Here is a 15718-nt window from a genome sequence, read left to right as displayed (position 1 = left end):
GATTGGTACAATGCTCGCCATCGCCTTTGCCTATGGGAGAATGACATGAGCCGTCCGCCGCTGCCGCCCTTCACCGCCGAGACCGCCGCGCAGAAGGCTCGGCTTGCCGAAGACGCCTGGAACAGCCGCGATCCCGAACGGGTTTCGCTCGCCTATACGCAGGACAGCACCTGGCGCAACCGCGCCGAGTTCGTCTCGGGCAGAAATGAGATCGTCTCCTTCCTCACGCGCAAATGGGCTCGCGAGCTCGACTATCGCCTGATCAAGGAGGTCTGGACCTGGAACGACAACCGCATCGCGGTGCGCTTTGCCTATGAATGGCGCGACGACAGTGGCCACTGGTTCCGCTCCTACGGCAATGAGAATTGGGAATTCGACGCGGCCGGGCTGATGCGTAGGCGCGTCGCCAGCATCAACGACCTGCCGATCGCCGAGGGTGAGCGCAAATATCACTGGCCGCTCGGCCGCCGACCGGACGACCATCCCGGCCTGTCCGAACTCGGATTTTAGAATATGATCCCTAGAGCTGTGTCGCGGTTTTCGGCAAAGATCATGCTCAAGCGGAAAAACTAGCGCATGCGCAGGATCGCGTCCGATCGCGCCGATTTGCTCTCCATCATCGGCGAGGTTTTCCGCGAACACGGCTATGAAGGGGCGAGCCTGGCGCGGATCGGTGCGGCGACCGGCCTAGGCAAAGGCAGCCTTTACCACTTCTTCCCCGGCGGCAAGGAAGAGATGGCGGCGGCTGTCATTGCCCATATAGATGGCTGGTTCGAGGAGAATGTCTTCGTGCCGTTGCAGGACAGGGCCTACCCTCGCACGGGTATCGATCGGATGTTCGAAGCGACCGACAGCTATTTCCGCTCGGGACGCCGGGTGTGCCTGATCGGCGCCTTCGCGCTGGACGAATCCCGCGACCTCTTCGCCATTGCGATCAAAAGCTATTTCGGCCGCTGGGTGGCGCATCTTGCCGAAGCGCTGACCCGAAGCGGGCACAGCGCTGCCAGGGCGGACGAACTCGCCGAAGAAACGGTCGGCGCCATCCAGGGCGCGCTCACGCTGGCGCGCGCCTTCGACGACACCGCAGTGTTTTCGCGCGCGTTGCGACGGGCGCGGGCGGCGCTCGGCTAGAGTGCTACAAGGGCTCGAAGCGGAAAGCCGTCTCGGTTCGAAAAACCCGGCCGACGCCGGGCGAATCAAGATGCGCGCCGGCGACGTAGCAGTCGTTGTTGGCCGCAAGCGCCAGCATTTGCAACCGGCTTGCCCTCGCCTGCTGCTGGTCTGCGTCGAATTCCCACGTGATCTCGGGTCGAGCGAATTGAAGCGACGGCACATGTACGATGTCGCCCCAGATCAACAGTGTTTCGCCTGCGCTCACAACGCGAAAGCAAGTGTGGCCGGCTTCATGGCCAGCGGAGCCGATCGTATCGATGTCAGCGCTGACGCGCTGTCCAGCATCGAGAGGCTGGGCGCGATCGTGGAAGCATTCCAGCCTCGCCACGTCGCGAAACATGCCGAGCTCAGCGCGCGGGACAAGCAGGCGAGAGAGCTGCGGGAAGCCGTCGCCACCATCGGCAAGGATGAGCCCGTGTATATGGTCGAGATGGGTGTGGGTGAAAGCAACAGTCCGAATCCGGTCGGTGGCGATCTTCGCCTCGCGCAGCGCCTCGGGCAGGTGCCCCATTGTCGGGTGCCAGGCGTTCGAAGCCCCTGTGTCGATCAGCGTGATGTCGTCGCCGTCATCGATGGCGAAGGCGTTGACCGACAGCCTGAGCGCACCGTCGACGAGCGGTACATGCGAGGGCAGGTTGTCACCGAATGTCCGGTCTCCGGGCTGGCGCAGCCGCCTGATTGGCATGTCGACGTAACCGTCGCGCAGCGACGTGACCGTCATGGCTCCGACTCTATACGCCGTATGATGATACCCGGTCGAAACCCGTTCCAATCTAGATCATCTCCAGCCCGCGCTTGCGCGTCGGCGGTGGAAAGGCGCGGTCGAGTTCGGCGAGGTCTTCGGCCGTCAGCCTGATATCGTGCGCGGCGACATTCTGGCGGACGTGCTCCTGGCTGCTGGCCTTCGGGATGGCGATGACACCGGGCTGCGCCATCACCCAGGCAAGCGCGATCTGTGCTGCCGTGGCGTTGTGGCGGGCGGCGATGGTTTCCAGCCTAGAATTGCGCGCCAGCGCGCCCTGCTCGACCGGCGAATAGGCCATCAGCGGGATGCCGCGCTGCCGGCTCCACGGTACGAGATCGAATTCGGGGCCGCGCCGCGACAGATTGTAGAGTACCTGGTTGGTCTGGACATGATCGCCAGACGACAGACCGGTCAGTTCCTCCATTTCGTCGGTGTCGAAATTGCTGACGCCCCAGTGACGGATCTTGCCGGCCTTCTTCAACGCCTCGAAAGCGTCGACCGTTTCGCCTAGAGGCACACTGCCCGGCCAATGTAGGAGATAGAGATCGATGCGGTCGGTGCGCAGGCGCTTCAAGCTGTTTTCGCAGGCCCGCGCCACGCCGGTGCGCGAGGCATTGGACGGCAATACCTTGGAGACAAGAAAGAGTTCGTCGCGGCGCCCGGCAATGGCTTCCGCCACCACCTCCTCGGCGCCGCCGCTGGCATACATTTCAGCGGTGTCGATCAACGTCATGCCGAGGTCCAGCCCGAGCTTCAGGGCATTGACCTCCCCGGCGCGGCGGCGGAAATCCTCGCCCATCTTCCATGTGCCCTGTCCCAGCACCTGGACGGCCTCGCCCGAAGGCAGCGTGGTGGCTCTTATCGTCGATGGCATGTGGGCTCCTGGCGCCGTGTAATCGATGTGAATGGCATCACAACCACGGAGAGAAATCCAGAATGGATCTCTCCGGCATGGCCGTTGCTGCCTTACTTCGCCGGATGGGCGGCGAGCCAGGCCTGCATCTTGGCGATCTCGGCTTCCTGCGCGGCGATGACATCTTCGGCCAGCTTGCGGATTTCGGGATCCTTGCCATTGGCGAGTTCCACCTTGGCCATGTCGATCGCGCCCCGATGATGCGGGATCATGCCGCGCACGAAATCGACATCGGCATTGCCGGAATATTCGATCATCATGTCGGTGTGCATCTTGTCCATCGCCGCCTTGTAGCCGTCGGTCGAAGGACCTTGCGCGCCCATCGCGCCCATGTCGTGTTTCATCTCTTCGGATTGCGCCGGGACGCTTTCGAGGAAAACGGCAAGCAGCATTCCCGCCGCCATCATCAAAAGCACGATTTTCTTAGCCAAGGTCATCCATGATCTCCTGTTGATTGAAATTCGTATCTGGGGGCTTTGCTCAGAGTTTCAACGTCCGCAGCCGCAATGCGTTGGCGATCACCGAAACCGAAGACAGGCTCATGGCCGCCGCCGCCAGCATCGGCGACAAAAGCGTGCCGGTGAGCGGATATAGCACGCCGGCAGCAACCGGCACGCCAAGCACATTGTAGAGGAAGGCGAAAAACAGATTCTGGCGGATGTTGCGGATCGTCCCCTGCGCGAGCGTTCGCGCCCTGACGATGCCGTTGAGATCGCCCTTGACCAGCGTAATGCCGGCGCTCTCGACAGCGACATCGGCGCCGGTGCCCATGGCGATGCCGACATCGGCGCTGGCCAGGGCCGGCGCATCGTTGACGCCGTCGCCGGCCATGGCGATTCCGGCTTTCGCACGCAACTCCTCGACAAGGGCTGCCTTTTGTTCCGGCAGCAGGCCGGCGCGCACCTCGTCGATACCAAGGCTTTTGGCGATGGCGCGCGCCGTGCGCTCGTTGTCGCCGGTCGCCATGATGATCCGCAAGCCTCTGTCGTGCAGCGCCCTGATCGCCTCGGCTGTCGTTGCCTTGACCGGATCGGCGACCGCGACAATGCCGGCCAGTCTTTTGTCCACCGCAACGAACATCGCCGTCTTGCCCTCGGCCTGCAGCGCCTCAGCTTTCGCCGAAAGGGAAGCGGTGTCGATGCCGACATCGGCCATCATGGCGGCGTTGCCGAGCGAAACCTTCCTGCCAGACACCGTGCCGGATACGCCCTTGCCGGTGACGGCGTCGAAGCCGCCGGCCTCAACGAGCGTCAGGCCGCGTTCGCCGGCGCCGCCGACAATGGCCTCGGCCAGCGGATGCTCCGAGCCTTTTTCCAGGCCGGCGGCGAGCGCCAGCAATACATTCTCAGACAGGCCTTCGGCAGCGACGACATCGGTCAAGCGAGGCTTGCCTTCGGTCAAGGTGCCGGTCTTGTCGACGATCAACGTGTCGACCGAAGCGAAGCGCTCAAGCGCGGCCGCGTCCTTGATCAGCACGCCCGCGTGCGCCCCGCGCCCGGTGGCGGTCATGATCGACATCGGCGTCGCCAGGCCGAGCGCGCAGGGGCAGGCGATGATCAGCACCGAGACCGCCGAGACGATGGCAAAGATCAAGCTGGGTTCGGGACCGAGGATCGCCCAGGCGGCAAAGGCCGCGAGCGCGACCAGCACGACGGCCGGCACGAAGTAGAAGGAGACGCGATCGGCCAGACCTTGAATCGGCGCGCGCGAACGCTGCGCCTTTGCGACCAGCTCGACGATGCGCGAAAGCGTCGTTTCGGAGCCGACCTTTTCGGCGCGCATGATCAGCGAACCGTTCTTGTTGAGCGTGCCGCCGGTCAAGGCATCGCCTTTCGTTTTTTCGACCGGCAGCGGCTCGCCCGAGATCATCGATTCGTCGATGGAGGAACGGCCTTCCGTTACGATGCCGTCGACCGGCACGGCGTCGCCTGGACGGAGGCGCAGGTGGTCGCCGGTCTTGACCGCATCGAGCGGCACGTCGGTGTCGGAGCCGTCCTCCCCGATCAGCCGTGCCGTCTTCGGCGCCAGGTCGAGCAGCGCACGGATGGCCGAGCCGGTCTTTTCGCGCGCCCGCAATTCGAGCACCTGACCGAGGAATACCAGCGCGACGATGACGGAAGCTGCCTCGAAATAGACCGGGACGGTACCGCCATGGCCACGGAACTGATGCGGAAAGATGTCCGGAAACAGTGCGGCGACGACGCTGTAGAGGTAGGCCGCACCCACACCCAGCGAAATCAGCGTCCACATGTTGGGGCTGCGGTTGACCAGCGACTCCCAGCCGCGGTGGAAGAAGGGGAAGGCCGCCCACAGCACCACCGGGCTGGCCAGCGCCAATTCCAGCCAGACCATCGTTCGCCCGTCGACAAACGCCTGGAACGTCAGGCCGAGCATCGGCGCCATGGCAACGATCAGCAGCGGCAGGGACAGCACCGCGCTGACCCAGAACCGTCTGGTGAAGTCTACCAGTTCGGGGTTCGGGCCCTCATCGCCAGTGGGAACGCCCATCGGCTCAAGCGCCATGCCGCAGATCGGGCAGGAGCCGGGCTTGTCTCTTATCACTTCGGGGTGCATCGGGCAGGTGTATTGAGTGCCTTTCGGCACTGGCGACGGCGTCGGCCTATCGCCGAGATAGTTTTGCGGCTCGGCCTCGAACTTCGCCCGGCAGCCGGCCGAGCAGAAATAGAAACCCTGGCCTTCGTGGCGGAAAAAATGCCTGGCGGTAGCGCGGTCGACACTCATGCCACAGACGGGGTCGGTGGCGGTCAGGTATTTTTCGGGCCCGGCGACGAATTTCGTACGGCAACCCTCGCTGCAGAAGTGAAAGAGACGGCCGCCATGCTCGGCCGTCGGCTTGCCCGCGGCCGGATCGACGCTCATGCCGCACACCGGATCGCGCACCACGGCTTCGGCGGCCGGCTCAGCAGCCTTTGCCGCACAACAGCTGCCATCGGCCGCGTGGTGGTGATGCTCGGAATGCGCCATCGAAAAATGCCTTATATCTGTCTGGGTGAGGAGGTAGTGCTTCCAGTAACTGGAAGGTCAAGGGGCGATTTCGACTTTTCGATCATGGCCGTCATCGCGCACATCAAAGGGAAAATCGCTTACGCGACTTTGTTCCCATGCTATGGACGCGCGTCCCACTGCATCGATCCCACCCAAATGAAATGCCTGATTATAAATCTCGATCGGTCCCGCGATCGCCTCGCCCATGTAACGGCGGAGTTCGCGCGCATCGGCACCGCCTTCGAGCGGGTCGCCGCCATCGATGCGCGAGATCGGCCGGATCTGGCCGAAATGCCGCAGGGCAAGAAGCATTTGCGTCTGGCCGACGCCGAGATTGCATGCCTGCTCAGCCACCAACAGTGTTGGTCGATGATCGCGACAGGTGAGGATGCTTACGCGGCGATTTTCGAGGACGATGTCGTTTTCCCGGACAAAGCCGGTGCTTTGCTTGCCGATGCGGGCTGGATTCCCGCCGATGCGGACATCGTCAAGCTTGAAACGTTCTTCAACCGGACCGTCATTTCACGCAGGCAAGTCGCCTGCGGCCACGGTTTTTCTGCGAGCAGACTGCACGGGCTCCATATCGGTACGGCGGGATACATCCTGTCCAGACAGGCCGCGCGGGACCTTCTTGCGGCAACGAATGAGATCAGCATTCCCGTCGATCACCTCATCTTCAATCCGCGTTTTGCGACCTCGTCCGACAAGGTCATTTACCAACTCGTCCCAGCATTGTGCCTGCAGGCACAATTCCTCGGCGACAGTCCGGTGAGATTGCCAAGCCTGCTCAAGCAGGAGCGAACAGAGGAATGGGTGGCAAGCGGGATAGGTAAACGGCGCCCCAGGCCAATCACCGCCAAGGTAAGGATCGAGACCAGGCGGTTGACGCGGCAGATCGCCGATCTCTTCCGGCTCCGGCGCGAGATGATCATCCCTTTCTGGTATCGCGGCCGACGCGTCCGTCCGCCCCATACACAGCGCCGTGAAAACGCGCTATAGACGCCGCGCAAAGGCGAGGCCCACCGGCAATCCATGGCAAAAATCTCCCTCAAGCTCGACGCGCTGATCGACAGCGAGGCTTTGCGCCGCGACATGACGGCGCTGATCTCGGCGGCCAGCGGCATCGAGCCCGGCGCGCGCGTCGGTGCGCTCCGGCTGCTGAAGGATCGGCTGACCGAGGGCCGCAAGGTTGCCGAGCGCATGCTGATGGACGATGGCAGCGGCACGGCCTGCGCCGCCCGGCTGTCGCATCTGATGGACGAGATCATCCGCGCCCTCTACGAGTTCGCCGCGACCCACGTCTACCGGGTGAAAAGCCCCTCGACCGCAGAGCGCATGGCGGTCGTTGCCGTCGGCGGCTATGGCCGCGGCACGCTGGCGCCGGGCTCCGACATCGACCTGTTGTTCCTGCTGCCCTACAAGCAGACGCCGTGGGGCGAACAGATCGTCGAATATATGCTCTATATGCTGTGGGACCTCGGGTTGAAGGTTGGCCACGCCACCCGCAACATCGACGAGTGTCTCAGGCTGTCGCGCAGCGATATCACCATCCGCACCACGATCCTGGAAGCGCGGTTCCTGTGGGGCGAACAGAAGCTCTTCGACGAATTGCTCACCCGCTTCGACCATGAAGTGGTGCGCACCACCGGACCGGAATATGTGCAGGCCAAGCTCGCCGAACGCGACGATCGCCATGCCAAGGCCGGCGAAAGCCGCTATCTGGTCGAGCCCAACGTCAAGGACGGCAAGGGCGGCCTGCGCGATTTGCAGACGCTGTTCTGGATCGCCAAATACTTCTATCGCGTGCGCACCGGCGAGGAATTGGTCGAGAAAGGTGTCTTCACCGAGGCCGAGTACCGCGAATTCCAGAAGGCCGAAGACTTCCTGTGGGCGGTGCGCTGCCACATGCATTTCCTCACCGGCAAGCCAGAGGAACGGCTGCATTTCGATATCCAGCGCGAGATCGCCGAACGGCTGGGCTACACCACCCATCCCGGTCTGTCGGCTGTCGAGCGCTTCATGAAGCATTACTTCCTCGTCGCCAAGGATGTCGGCGACCTCACCCGCATCTTCTGCGCCGCGCTCGAGGAAGAGCAGGCCAAGCATGTGCCCGGCTTCAACCGCATCTTCCTCACGTTCCAGCGCCGCAAGCGCAAGCTGGCCGGCACGTCGGATTTCATTGTCGACAATCACCGCATCAACGTCGCCGACGATAGCGTGTTCGAGCGCGACCCGGTCAATCTGCTCAGGCTGTTCTGGTTCGCCGACAAGCACGGGCTGGAGTTCCACCCCGATGCGCTGAAGCTGCTCACCCGCTCGCTCGGTCTGGTCAACAAGTCGCTGCGGCGCGACGAGGAGGCCAACCGGCTGTTCCTCGACATCCTGACCTCGGACCGCAATGCCGAGCTTAATTTGCGGCGCATGAACGAGGCCGGCCTGCTCGGCAGGCTGATCCCCGATTTCGGCAGAATAGTCGCCATGATGCAGTTCTCGATGTACCACCACTATACGGTGGACGAGCACCTGATCCGCTGCATCGGCGTCTTGGCCGAGATCGAGCGCGGCGACGGCGAAAAGGTGCATCCGCTCTCGCACACGCTGATGCCGGGGCTAGAGAAGAGCCGCGAGGCGCTCTATGTCGCGGTGCTGCTGCACGACATCGCCAAGGGCCGGCCGGAGGATCACTCAGAGGCCGGCGCCCGGATCGCACGCCGCATCTGCCCGCATATGGGGCTGTCGGCCGCCGACACCGAGACCGTCGCCTGGCTGGTCGAGAACCATCTGGTGATGTCGATGACGGCGCAGACGCGCGACCTCAACGACCGCAAGACGATCGAGGATTTCGCCTCGATCGTGCAATCGGTCGAACGGCTGAAAATGCTGTTGATCCTGACCGTCTGCGACATCAGGGGTGTCGGGCCGGGCGTGTGGAACGGCTGGAAGGGCCAGCTCCTGCGCACGCTCTACTACGAGACCGAACTGCTTTTGACCGGCGGCTTCTCGGAAGTGTCGCGCGCCAAGCGGACGGCGGCGGCGCGCGAGCGGCTGGCCGAGGCGCTGGCCGATTGGCCGGACAAGGCCCGCAAGCGCTATGTCGGCCTGCATTACGAGAACTATCTGCTGACGGTCGACCTCCCCGATCAGCTGCGTCATGCCGAATTCATCCGCGAAGCCGACGCGGCAGGCAAGAAGCTCGCCACCGTGGTCAGGACGCACCAATTCGAGGCGGTGACCGAGATCACCGTGCTGGCGCAGGATCATCCGCGCCTGCTTTCGGTTATTGCCGGCGCCTGTGCCGGCGCCGGCGGCAACATCGTCGACGCGCAGATATTCACCACGTCCGACGGCCGCGCGCTGGACATCATCCTGATCTCACGGGAATTCGACCGCGACGAGGATGAGCGCCGTCGCGCCGAGCGCGTCGGCCGGCTGATCGAGGACGTGCTGTCGGGCAAGAGCTGGTTGCCGGAGATGATCGAGAAGCGCACCCGGCCGCGGCGCGGCGCCAACGTGTTCAAGATTCCGCCGCGCGCCGAAATCCGCAACACGCTGTCGAACCGGTTTTCGGTGATCGAGGTCGAGGGACTGGACCGGCCTGGGCTGTTGTCGGAAATCACCAGTGCGTTGTCCGATCTCTCGCTCGACATCGCCTCGGCCCACATCACCACCTTCGGCGAGAAGGTGATCGACACTTTCTATGTCACCGACCTGACGGGGCAGAAGATCGACAATCCGGCGCGCACCGCCGCCATCCACACAAGGCTGATCGCGGCACTTGAAGGCGTTGTCCCGGAGCGCGGCGGCAAGGCCAAGGCGGCGGCCGAGTGACCATCACTTTGTCCCAATCACCCCCTTTGTCCCAATCGTCCCCTTTGTCCCAATCATCCAGGCAATCTCCCCGCGCATGAGCCTCGTCAAGAAATTCGCCACGGTTGCGTCCGGCACGCTGATGAGCCGCGCCCTTGGCTTTGGCCGCGAAATGCTGATGGCGGCCGCACTCGGCACCGGGCCGGTGGCGGACGCCTTCAACGCCGCCTTCCAGTTTCCCAACACGTTTCGCCGGCTGTTTGCCGAAGGCGCCTTCAACGCCGCTTTCGTGCCGCTGTTTGCCAAGGAGATCGAGATTCACGGCACCGAGGGCGCCAAGCGCTTTTCGGAGGAAGTGTTCGGCGTCCTGTTCACCGCACTTCTGGCGCTGACCATCGTCATGGAATTGGCGATGCCGCTGATCGTGCGCTATCTCGTGGCGCCGGGCTTTGCCGACACGCCGGGCAAATTCGAGACGACCGTCCTGCTGGCGACGATCATGTTCCCGTATCTCATCTGCATGTCGCTCGCAGCCATGATGGCCGGCATGCTGAATTCGCTGCGCCGCTATTTCGCGGCTGCCGTGGCGCCCGCATTCCTCAACATCATCCTGATTAGCGTGCTCGGCTACGCCTGGTACCACGGCATGGATGCCCGTGAGGTTGGTTTCAGCCTGTCCTGGGGCGTGCTGGCGGCGGGGCTGGTACAGCTCGCCATTGTCTGGGTGGCTGTGCGCAATGCCGGCATCGCCATCGGTTTTCGCCGGCCGAAGATGACGCCCAACGTCAAGCGCCTGCTGATCCTGGCGCTGCCGGCGGCGATCACCGGCGGCATCACCCAGATCAACCAGCTGATCGGCACGGCGATCGCGTCGGCGCAGGACAGCGCCGTGTCGTCGCTTGCTTACGCCGACCGCATCTACCAGCTGCCGCTCGGCGTCGTCGGCGTCGCGGTGGCCATCGTGCTGTTGCCGGAGCTGTCGCGGGCGCTGAAATCGGGCAATCTGGTCGAGGCAGCCAATCTGCAGAACCGCTCGGTCGAGTTCACCCTGTTCATGACCTTGCCGGCGGCGGCGGCCCTTTGGGTAATGGCGGAGCCGATCGTGCGGCTGGTCTATGAGCGCGGCGCCTTCGCCGCCAACGGCTCGACGCCGACCGTGGCCGCGATCCTGGCGATTTTCGGCCTCGGCCTGCCGGCCTTCGTGCTGATCAAGGCCTTCACTCCCGGCTATTTCGCCCGCGAGGACACGCGCACGCCGATGATGTTCGCCGCCATCTCGGTCGGCGTGAACGTGATCACCGCGCTGACGCTGTTCCCGAAAATGGGCGCGCCCGGCATTGCGGTGGCCTCGGCCGTCGCCGGCTGGGTCAACGCGGTGATGCTGCTTGCGGTGCTGATCCGACGTGGCCATTGGGGCCGCGACGTGCCATTGCTGAAGCGCATTCCGCGCCTGGTGCTGTCGGCTGCGGTGATGGCGGTGGCGCTCTATTTCGCCGAGCACTGGCTGGCCGTCAGGCTCGGCCCCGGCTCGCCACTGGTGATCAAGGCAACGACGCTGCTGGCGCTGGTAGCCGGCGGCGCTCTGCTCTACTTCATCACGGCCTTTGCCACCGGCGGCGCCGATTTCGGCATGATCCGGCGCAATGTGAAACGCGGCTCGGGCAAGGCAGCGGCGCCAGCGCCAAACGCCGATCTGGACGAATAGTCCGGGCGAGCTAACAGCAACACCGGTCTTGATCCTCTCCGCCCCTTCGTCCATAAGCGCGCCGTCGCAAGACTTTCGCCGCGCGTGGTTTCCAGCCGCGTGATTGGCTCCGAAAAGTCTGCAACTTTTCGGAATCACGCTTATACGGCCCTCCACAAGCCATGAGGACATCATGACCGCCTTCAAACAGCTCGTCTTTTCCGGGGTACAGCCGACCGGCAATCTGCATCTCGGCAACTATCTCGGCGCCATCAAGAAATTCGTCGCCCTGCAGGACACGTCAGACTGCATCTATTGCGTCGTCGACCTGCATTCGCTGACGGCACAGCTCGTCCATGACGACCTCGCCGACCAGACCCGCTCGATCACCGCGGCCTTCCTTGCCTCCGGCATCGACCCGAAGAAGCACATCGTCTTCAACCAGTCGCGGGTGATGCAGCATGCCGAGCTTGCCTGGATCTTCAACTGCGTGGCGCGCATCGGCTGGATGAACAAGATGACGCAGTTCAAGGACAAGGCCGGCAAGGACCGCGAAAATGCCTCGCTGGGCCTGCTAGCCTATCCCTCACTGATGGCGGCCGACATCCTGCTCTACCGCGCCACCCATGTGCCGGTGGGCGAGGATCAAAAGCAACATCTGGAGCTGACCCGCGACATCGCGCAAAAGTTCAACAATGACTTTTCGAGCCGCATCGCCAGCCTTGGCGTCGGCGTCGAGATGCAGGTCGGCGAGGAGACGGTAAACGGGTTCTTCCCGATAACCGAACCGGTGATCGGCGGGCCGGCGGCGCGCATCATGAGCCTGCGCGACGGTTCGAAGAAAATGTCGAAGTCGGACCCGTCCGACCTGTCGCGTATCAATTTGACCGACGATGCCGACACCATCTCGAAGAAGATCCGCAAGGCCAAGACCGACCCGGAAGCGTTGCCAAGCGAAGTCGACGGCCTGGAAAGCCGCCCGGAAGCGGAAAACCTGGTCGGCATCTATGCCGGGCTGGCCGAGATGTCGAAGGCGGACGTGCTGAAGGAGTTCGGCGGCCAGCAGTTTTCCGTGTTCAAGCCGGCGCTTGCCGACCTTGCCGTGGAAAAACTGGCGCCGATCGCCGGCGAGATGCGCCGCATCGAAGGCGACCGCGCCCATGTCGACGCGGTGCTGAGAGACGGCGGCGAACGCGCCGGCGCGCTGGCTGAGACCACGATGAAGACGGTACGCGACATTATAGGCCTGTTGCAGGGCTGATCCTACCGTCAGTGCACCGCACCATTCTGGCCCAAGGCCGGCGGCTTGCCGCCGGTCTGTCGCGGTGGCAGATTGCGGCCGAAAACATCGAGTAGATAGACATGGTCTCCAAACGCCTCAGTCGCGAAGCCGGCCATCGCAGGAAATTCCTGACGATCATCGACGACACGCCGGAGTGCGAGCGCGCCGTCGCGTACGCCTCCAAGCGGGCGCAGAGCACCAGCGGCACGCTGGTGCTGCTCTACATCATCACACCGGACGACTTTCAGCACTGGCTGGGCGTCGAGAAGATCATGCGCGAGGAAGCCAACGCCACGGCGCGCGCGGCACTCGACGGCTACGCCAACAAGGTGCGCCAGAAGCTCGGCATCGAGCCCGAGATGGTGGTGCGCGAAGGCAAGCCGACCGAGGAGATCCACAAGCTGATCGAGGAAGACCAGGACATCGCCATCCTGGTGCTGGCGGCAGGTGCCGGCAAGGAAGGACCCGGGCCGCTGGTCGGGGCTGTTGCCGGCAAGGGCGCCGCCTTCCCTATTCCCGTCACAGTGGTGCCGCAGAACCTTTCCGACGAGGAGATCGATAGCCTCGCATAGAGAGTGATGCCGGAAAGTGTGAAGCGGTTCGGATAACATCACGATCCTGGATTTATAGCCCGCGGGGGATTCATCCCCAGCCAGTAAAAACATTCCGCCAGCCAGCCATTTTGAGCGATGCGTTTCGCTTGAATGTCCAGCAGATTGAGCCTATTTAGAACTATTCCAAACTAGCTGCCCGACTGGGGCACGGAGACGGCCATGTTCATCCAGACCGAATCGACGCCGAACCCGGCAACGCTGAAGTTCCTGCCCGGCAAGGAAGTGCTTGTCGAAGGCACCGCCGATTTCCGCGACGCCGACAGTGCAGCCAGCGCCTCGCCGCTGGCCGGCCGCCTGTTCGAGATCCCCGGCGTGACCGGCGTCTTCTTCGGCTATGACTTCATCACCGTGACCAAGGACGGCCCGGACTGGCAGCACCTGAAGCCGGCCATCCTCGGCGCCATCATGGAGCATTTCATGTCGGGCGCGCCCGTCATGGTCAACGCCGGCCCCGCTGCCGAGACCAGCCAGACCGGCGAATTCTACGACAAGGCCGATGAGCAACTGGTCATCACCATCAAGGAATTGCTCGACACCAGGGTGCGCCCGGCGGTTGCCCAGGATGGCGGCGACATCACCTTCCGCGGCTTCGAGAACGGCACCGTGTTCCTGCACATGAAGGGCGCCTGCGCCGGCTGCCCGTCCTCGACGGCGACGCTGAAGCACGGCATCCAGAACCTGCTCCGCCACTTCGTGCCGGAAGTACAGCAGGTCGAGCAGGTCTCCTAAGACCCCTTCACGCATTCGAGCGAGCAACAAAAAACCGGGCCAGATTGCCCGGTTTTCTGTTTTGGACGTCCGTTGTTGCCTAGACGGTCCGCGTACGAAGGGTAACGCCTATCTTGACCTTGATCTTCCCGAAAACCGGTTCCACTTTTCGCTTTCGTGGACCTCGGTTCCGGATCAAGGTCCTACATCACGATGACCTTGGCACCGACCGAAGTGCGGTCGTAGAGGTCGATGATGTCCTGGTTCATCAGCCGGATGCAGCCTGACGACATCGCTTTGCCGATCGAATTCCATTCCGGACTGCCGTGCAGGCGGTAGCCCATGTCGCCGCCCTTGTTGAACAGATACATGGCGCGCGCGCCGAGCGGGTTCTTCAAGCCCGGCTCCATGCCGCTCGCGAACTTCGCTAGCTCCGGCTGGCGCTGGATCATCTGCCGCGGCGGCGTCCAGGTCGGCCATTCGCGCTTCAGCGCGATATGGGCGGTGCCGTGCCATTCAAAGCCTTCGCGGCCGACGCCGATGCCGTAGCGGATCGCCCGGCCGTCGCCTTCGACGAAGTAGAGAAACTTGTTCTGAGTATCGACGACGATGGTGCCCGGCTTTTCCGAGGTGTCGTAGTTTACCTCTTGCCGGTGGTACTTCAGTGGCACCCTCTCGATCGGGATGCGCGGCAGTTGGTAGCCTGCATCGTTCACCGAACCGTAGTTGTTGGTGAACAGCTGCGAGCCGACCGTGCTGCAACCCGAGATCGCGGCCGACAACGCAAGTGCGGCGACGATTGCAAATGACTTCATGCGCATGAAATGGTCCGATGCCCCACCAAGATGTCGCGACACGTTACGGCCGCTTTTCCTGAAATCATTCATGCTGGCATTTGCTTTGCTTGCCAAGCGCGCGATGCCTATATGCAGGAGCTTACGTGCCGGTAAGCCGGCAACTATGGCATTTCGGCAACAGGACTCACGGGATTGTGAAGGAAAAACAATGGTCGGTCCTGTCGGATAGCCTAGAATCAGGGAACCACATCGAGGAATAACAATGAATGTAGGCGATGCCGCGGCGCGGTCCGGCCTGCCGGCCAAGACCATCCGCTACTATGAAGAGATCGGCCTGATCGCCCCGGAGCGCGCCGGCAATGGCTATCGCGATTATTCCAGCGACGACATCCATCGGCTAGCCTTCCTGCGCCGCGCTCGCAACCTCGGCTTTTCAATCGACGATTGCCGGCAGCTGATGGCGCTCTACCGGGACCGCAGCCGCGCCAGCCACGATGTGCGCGAGATTGCCGCCGCCCATGTGAGCGCCATCGAGGAAAAGGTGCGCGAGCTGCAGTCGATGCGCACGACCTTGCAGACGCTGATCCAGGCCTGCCATGGTGACGACCGGCCGGATTGCCCGATTTTGGATGACATTGCGGGGGCTGCGCAGGCCGCAGACAGGCGGGCCACGGTTTGAAGCACGGGCGCCGGGATAGACTGGGCGCCGGACGCGCAAGAAAAACCTCCAAAGGTCTATATCTCATTTGGCTAAAATTACGGAACGTCCAATGGACAAGAACGGAACCAAAGCGGTTACATCAGACCTTTGCGCTCACGACGTAAGACTTTAGTCCGGCCGATTTATAGCTAAGAACGGAAGTCGATCGGCACGACATAGGGCCGCTGCGGATCAATACCAGACTGCACCCAGACTAATATGGTGCGATCGCGGAAGACGCTCGGACCAAGCCGTCACCCAGGTTTGTCAACCGAATAATCGTCTGATG

At 63.1% G+C, this 15718-nt stretch carries 14 protein-coding genes; 9 read left to right on the top strand and 5 right to left on the bottom strand.

Annotated elements, in window-relative coordinates; translation table 11 throughout:
- Positions 1 to 45: 45 nt before the first annotated feature.
- A complete protein-coding gene (locus AC3EMP_RS07005) occupies positions 46 to 510 on the top strand; it encodes a nuclear transport factor 2 family protein (RefSeq protein WP_023685130.1) in 465 nt (154 codons plus the stop codon).
- Positions 511 to 576: 66 nt separating this feature from the next.
- Complete coding sequence (locus AC3EMP_RS07000) at positions 577 to 1131, top strand: TetR/AcrR family transcriptional regulator (protein ID WP_023826514.1); 555 nt, start codon at positions 577 to 579, stop codon at positions 1129 to 1131.
- Between the two features lie 4 nt (positions 1132 to 1135).
- On the opposite strand, the gene AC3EMP_RS06995 is transcribed toward AC3EMP_RS07000, so the two are convergent.
- From AC3EMP_RS06995 to AC3EMP_RS06980, 4 genes are all read right to left on the bottom strand, one after another.
- On the bottom strand, positions 1136 to 1894 hold the full coding sequence (locus AC3EMP_RS06995; RefSeq protein ID WP_023685132.1) for an MBL fold metallo-hydrolase: 759 nt from the start codon (positions 1892 to 1894) through the stop codon (positions 1136 to 1138).
- 52 nt (positions 1895 to 1946) lie between these two features.
- A complete protein-coding gene (locus AC3EMP_RS06990; protein ID WP_488494597.1) occupies positions 1947 to 2792 on the bottom strand; it encodes an aldo/keto reductase in 846 nt (281 codons plus the stop codon).
- Positions 2793 to 2884: 92 nt separating this feature from the next.
- Complete coding sequence (gene copM / locus AC3EMP_RS06985; RefSeq protein WP_023685134.1) at positions 2885 to 3268, bottom strand: CopM family metallochaperone; 384 nt, start codon at positions 3266 to 3268, stop codon at positions 2885 to 2887.
- A gap of 43 nt (positions 3269 to 3311) precedes the next feature.
- On the bottom strand, positions 3312 to 5816 hold the full coding sequence (locus tag AC3EMP_RS06980; protein WP_352710302.1) for a heavy metal translocating P-type ATPase: 2505 nt from the start codon (positions 5814 to 5816) through the stop codon (positions 3312 to 3314).
- Here AC3EMP_RS06980 and AC3EMP_RS06975 point away from each other — a divergent pair.
- From AC3EMP_RS06975 to AC3EMP_RS06950, 6 genes are all read left to right on the top strand, one after another.
- Positions 5799 to 6836: a glycosyltransferase family 25 protein gene (locus AC3EMP_RS06975; RefSeq protein WP_352710300.1), complete on the top strand. Its 1038-nt coding sequence runs from the start codon at positions 5799 to 5801 to the stop codon at positions 6834 to 6836. The genes AC3EMP_RS06980 and AC3EMP_RS06975 overlap by 18 nt on opposite strands.
- A 33-nt stretch (positions 6837 to 6869) precedes the next feature.
- Positions 6870 to 9665: a [protein-PII] uridylyltransferase gene (locus tag AC3EMP_RS06970; protein WP_352710299.1), complete on the top strand. Its 2796-nt coding sequence runs from the start codon at positions 6870 to 6872 to the stop codon at positions 9663 to 9665.
- Positions 9666 to 9741: 76 nt separating this feature from the next.
- On the top strand, positions 9742 to 11349 hold the full coding sequence (gene murJ / locus AC3EMP_RS06965) for a murein biosynthesis integral membrane protein MurJ (protein ID WP_352710298.1): 1608 nt from the start codon (positions 9742 to 9744) through the stop codon (positions 11347 to 11349).
- A 172-nt stretch (positions 11350 to 11521) separates the two neighbouring features.
- Entirely contained in the window at positions 11522 to 12589 is a 1068-nt protein-coding gene (gene trpS / locus AC3EMP_RS06960) for a tryptophan--tRNA ligase (RefSeq protein WP_023725837.1), read from the top strand.
- 101 nt (positions 12590 to 12690) lie between these two features.
- Positions 12691 to 13182, top strand: coding sequence for a universal stress protein (locus AC3EMP_RS06955; RefSeq protein WP_023672856.1), 492 nt, complete (start codon positions 12691 to 12693; stop codon positions 13180 to 13182).
- Between the two features lie 201 nt (positions 13183 to 13383).
- Positions 13384 to 13953, top strand: coding sequence for a NifU family protein (locus tag AC3EMP_RS06950; protein WP_023685140.1), 570 nt, complete (start codon positions 13384 to 13386; stop codon positions 13951 to 13953).
- 182 nt (positions 13954 to 14135) lie between these two features.
- Here AC3EMP_RS06950 and AC3EMP_RS06945 read toward each other — a convergent pair whose 3' ends face one another.
- Positions 14136 to 14753 carry a L,D-transpeptidase gene (locus AC3EMP_RS06945; protein WP_031355767.1) on the bottom strand — a complete coding sequence of 206 codons (618 nt, stop codon included), beginning with the start codon at positions 14751 to 14753 and terminating at the stop codon, positions 14136 to 14138.
- A 238-nt stretch (positions 14754 to 14991) separates the two neighbouring features.
- Between AC3EMP_RS06945 and cueR the strand changes: the two genes are divergently transcribed.
- Positions 14992 to 15408, top strand: a complete 417-nt coding sequence (gene cueR / locus AC3EMP_RS06940) for a Cu(I)-responsive transcriptional regulator (protein ID WP_023698939.1) — start codon at positions 14992 to 14994, stop codon at positions 15406 to 15408.
- The last annotated feature ends 310 nt before the right edge of the window (positions 15409 to 15718 follow it).

This window comes from Mesorhizobium sp. P160219, from assembly GCF_057786095.1.
The sequence above is the reverse complement of the archived record's forward strand: the minus strand, read 5'-3'. Positions and strand labels throughout refer to the sequence as shown.

Coding starts and splice junctions, on each gene's coding strand:
- AC3EMP_RS06990 (WP_488494597.1), bottom strand. CDS start 2,792: ATGCCATCGACGATAAGAGCCACCACGCTGCCTTCGGGCGAGGCCGTC.
- copM (WP_023685134.1), bottom strand. CDS start 3,268: ATGACCTTGGCTAAGAAAATCGTGCTTTTGATGATGGCGGCGGGAATG.
- AC3EMP_RS07005 (WP_023685130.1), top strand. CDS start 46: ATGAGCCGTCCGCCGCTGCCGCCCTTCACCGCCGAGACCGCCGCGCAG.
- AC3EMP_RS06945 (WP_031355767.1), bottom strand. CDS start 14,753: ATGCGCATGAAGTCATTTGCAATCGTCGCCGCACTTGCGTTGTCGGCC.
- AC3EMP_RS06970 (WP_352710299.1), top strand. CDS start 6,870: ATGGCAAAAATCTCCCTCAAGCTCGACGCGCTGATCGACAGCGAGGCT.
- AC3EMP_RS06980 (WP_352710302.1), bottom strand. CDS start 5,816: ATGGCGCATTCCGAGCATCACCACCACGCGGCCGATGGCAGCTGTTGT.
- cueR (WP_023698939.1), top strand. CDS start 14,992: ATGAATGTAGGCGATGCCGCGGCGCGGTCCGGCCTGCCGGCCAAGACC.
- AC3EMP_RS06950 (WP_023685140.1), top strand. CDS start 13,384: ATGTTCATCCAGACCGAATCGACGCCGAACCCGGCAACGCTGAAGTTC.
- AC3EMP_RS06995 (WP_023685132.1), bottom strand. CDS start 1,894: ATGACGGTCACGTCGCTGCGCGACGGTTACGTCGACATGCCAATCAGG.
- AC3EMP_RS06975 (WP_352710300.1), top strand. CDS start 5,799: ATGCTCGGAATGCGCCATCGAAAAATGCCTTATATCTGTCTGGGTGAG.
- AC3EMP_RS06955 (WP_023672856.1), top strand. CDS start 12,691: ATGGTCTCCAAACGCCTCAGTCGCGAAGCCGGCCATCGCAGGAAATTC.
- AC3EMP_RS07000 (WP_023826514.1), top strand. CDS start 577: ATGCGCAGGATCGCGTCCGATCGCGCCGATTTGCTCTCCATCATCGGC.
- murJ (WP_352710298.1), top strand. CDS start 9,742: ATGAGCCTCGTCAAGAAATTCGCCACGGTTGCGTCCGGCACGCTGATG.
- trpS (WP_023725837.1), top strand. CDS start 11,522: ATGACCGCCTTCAAACAGCTCGTCTTTTCCGGGGTACAGCCGACCGGC.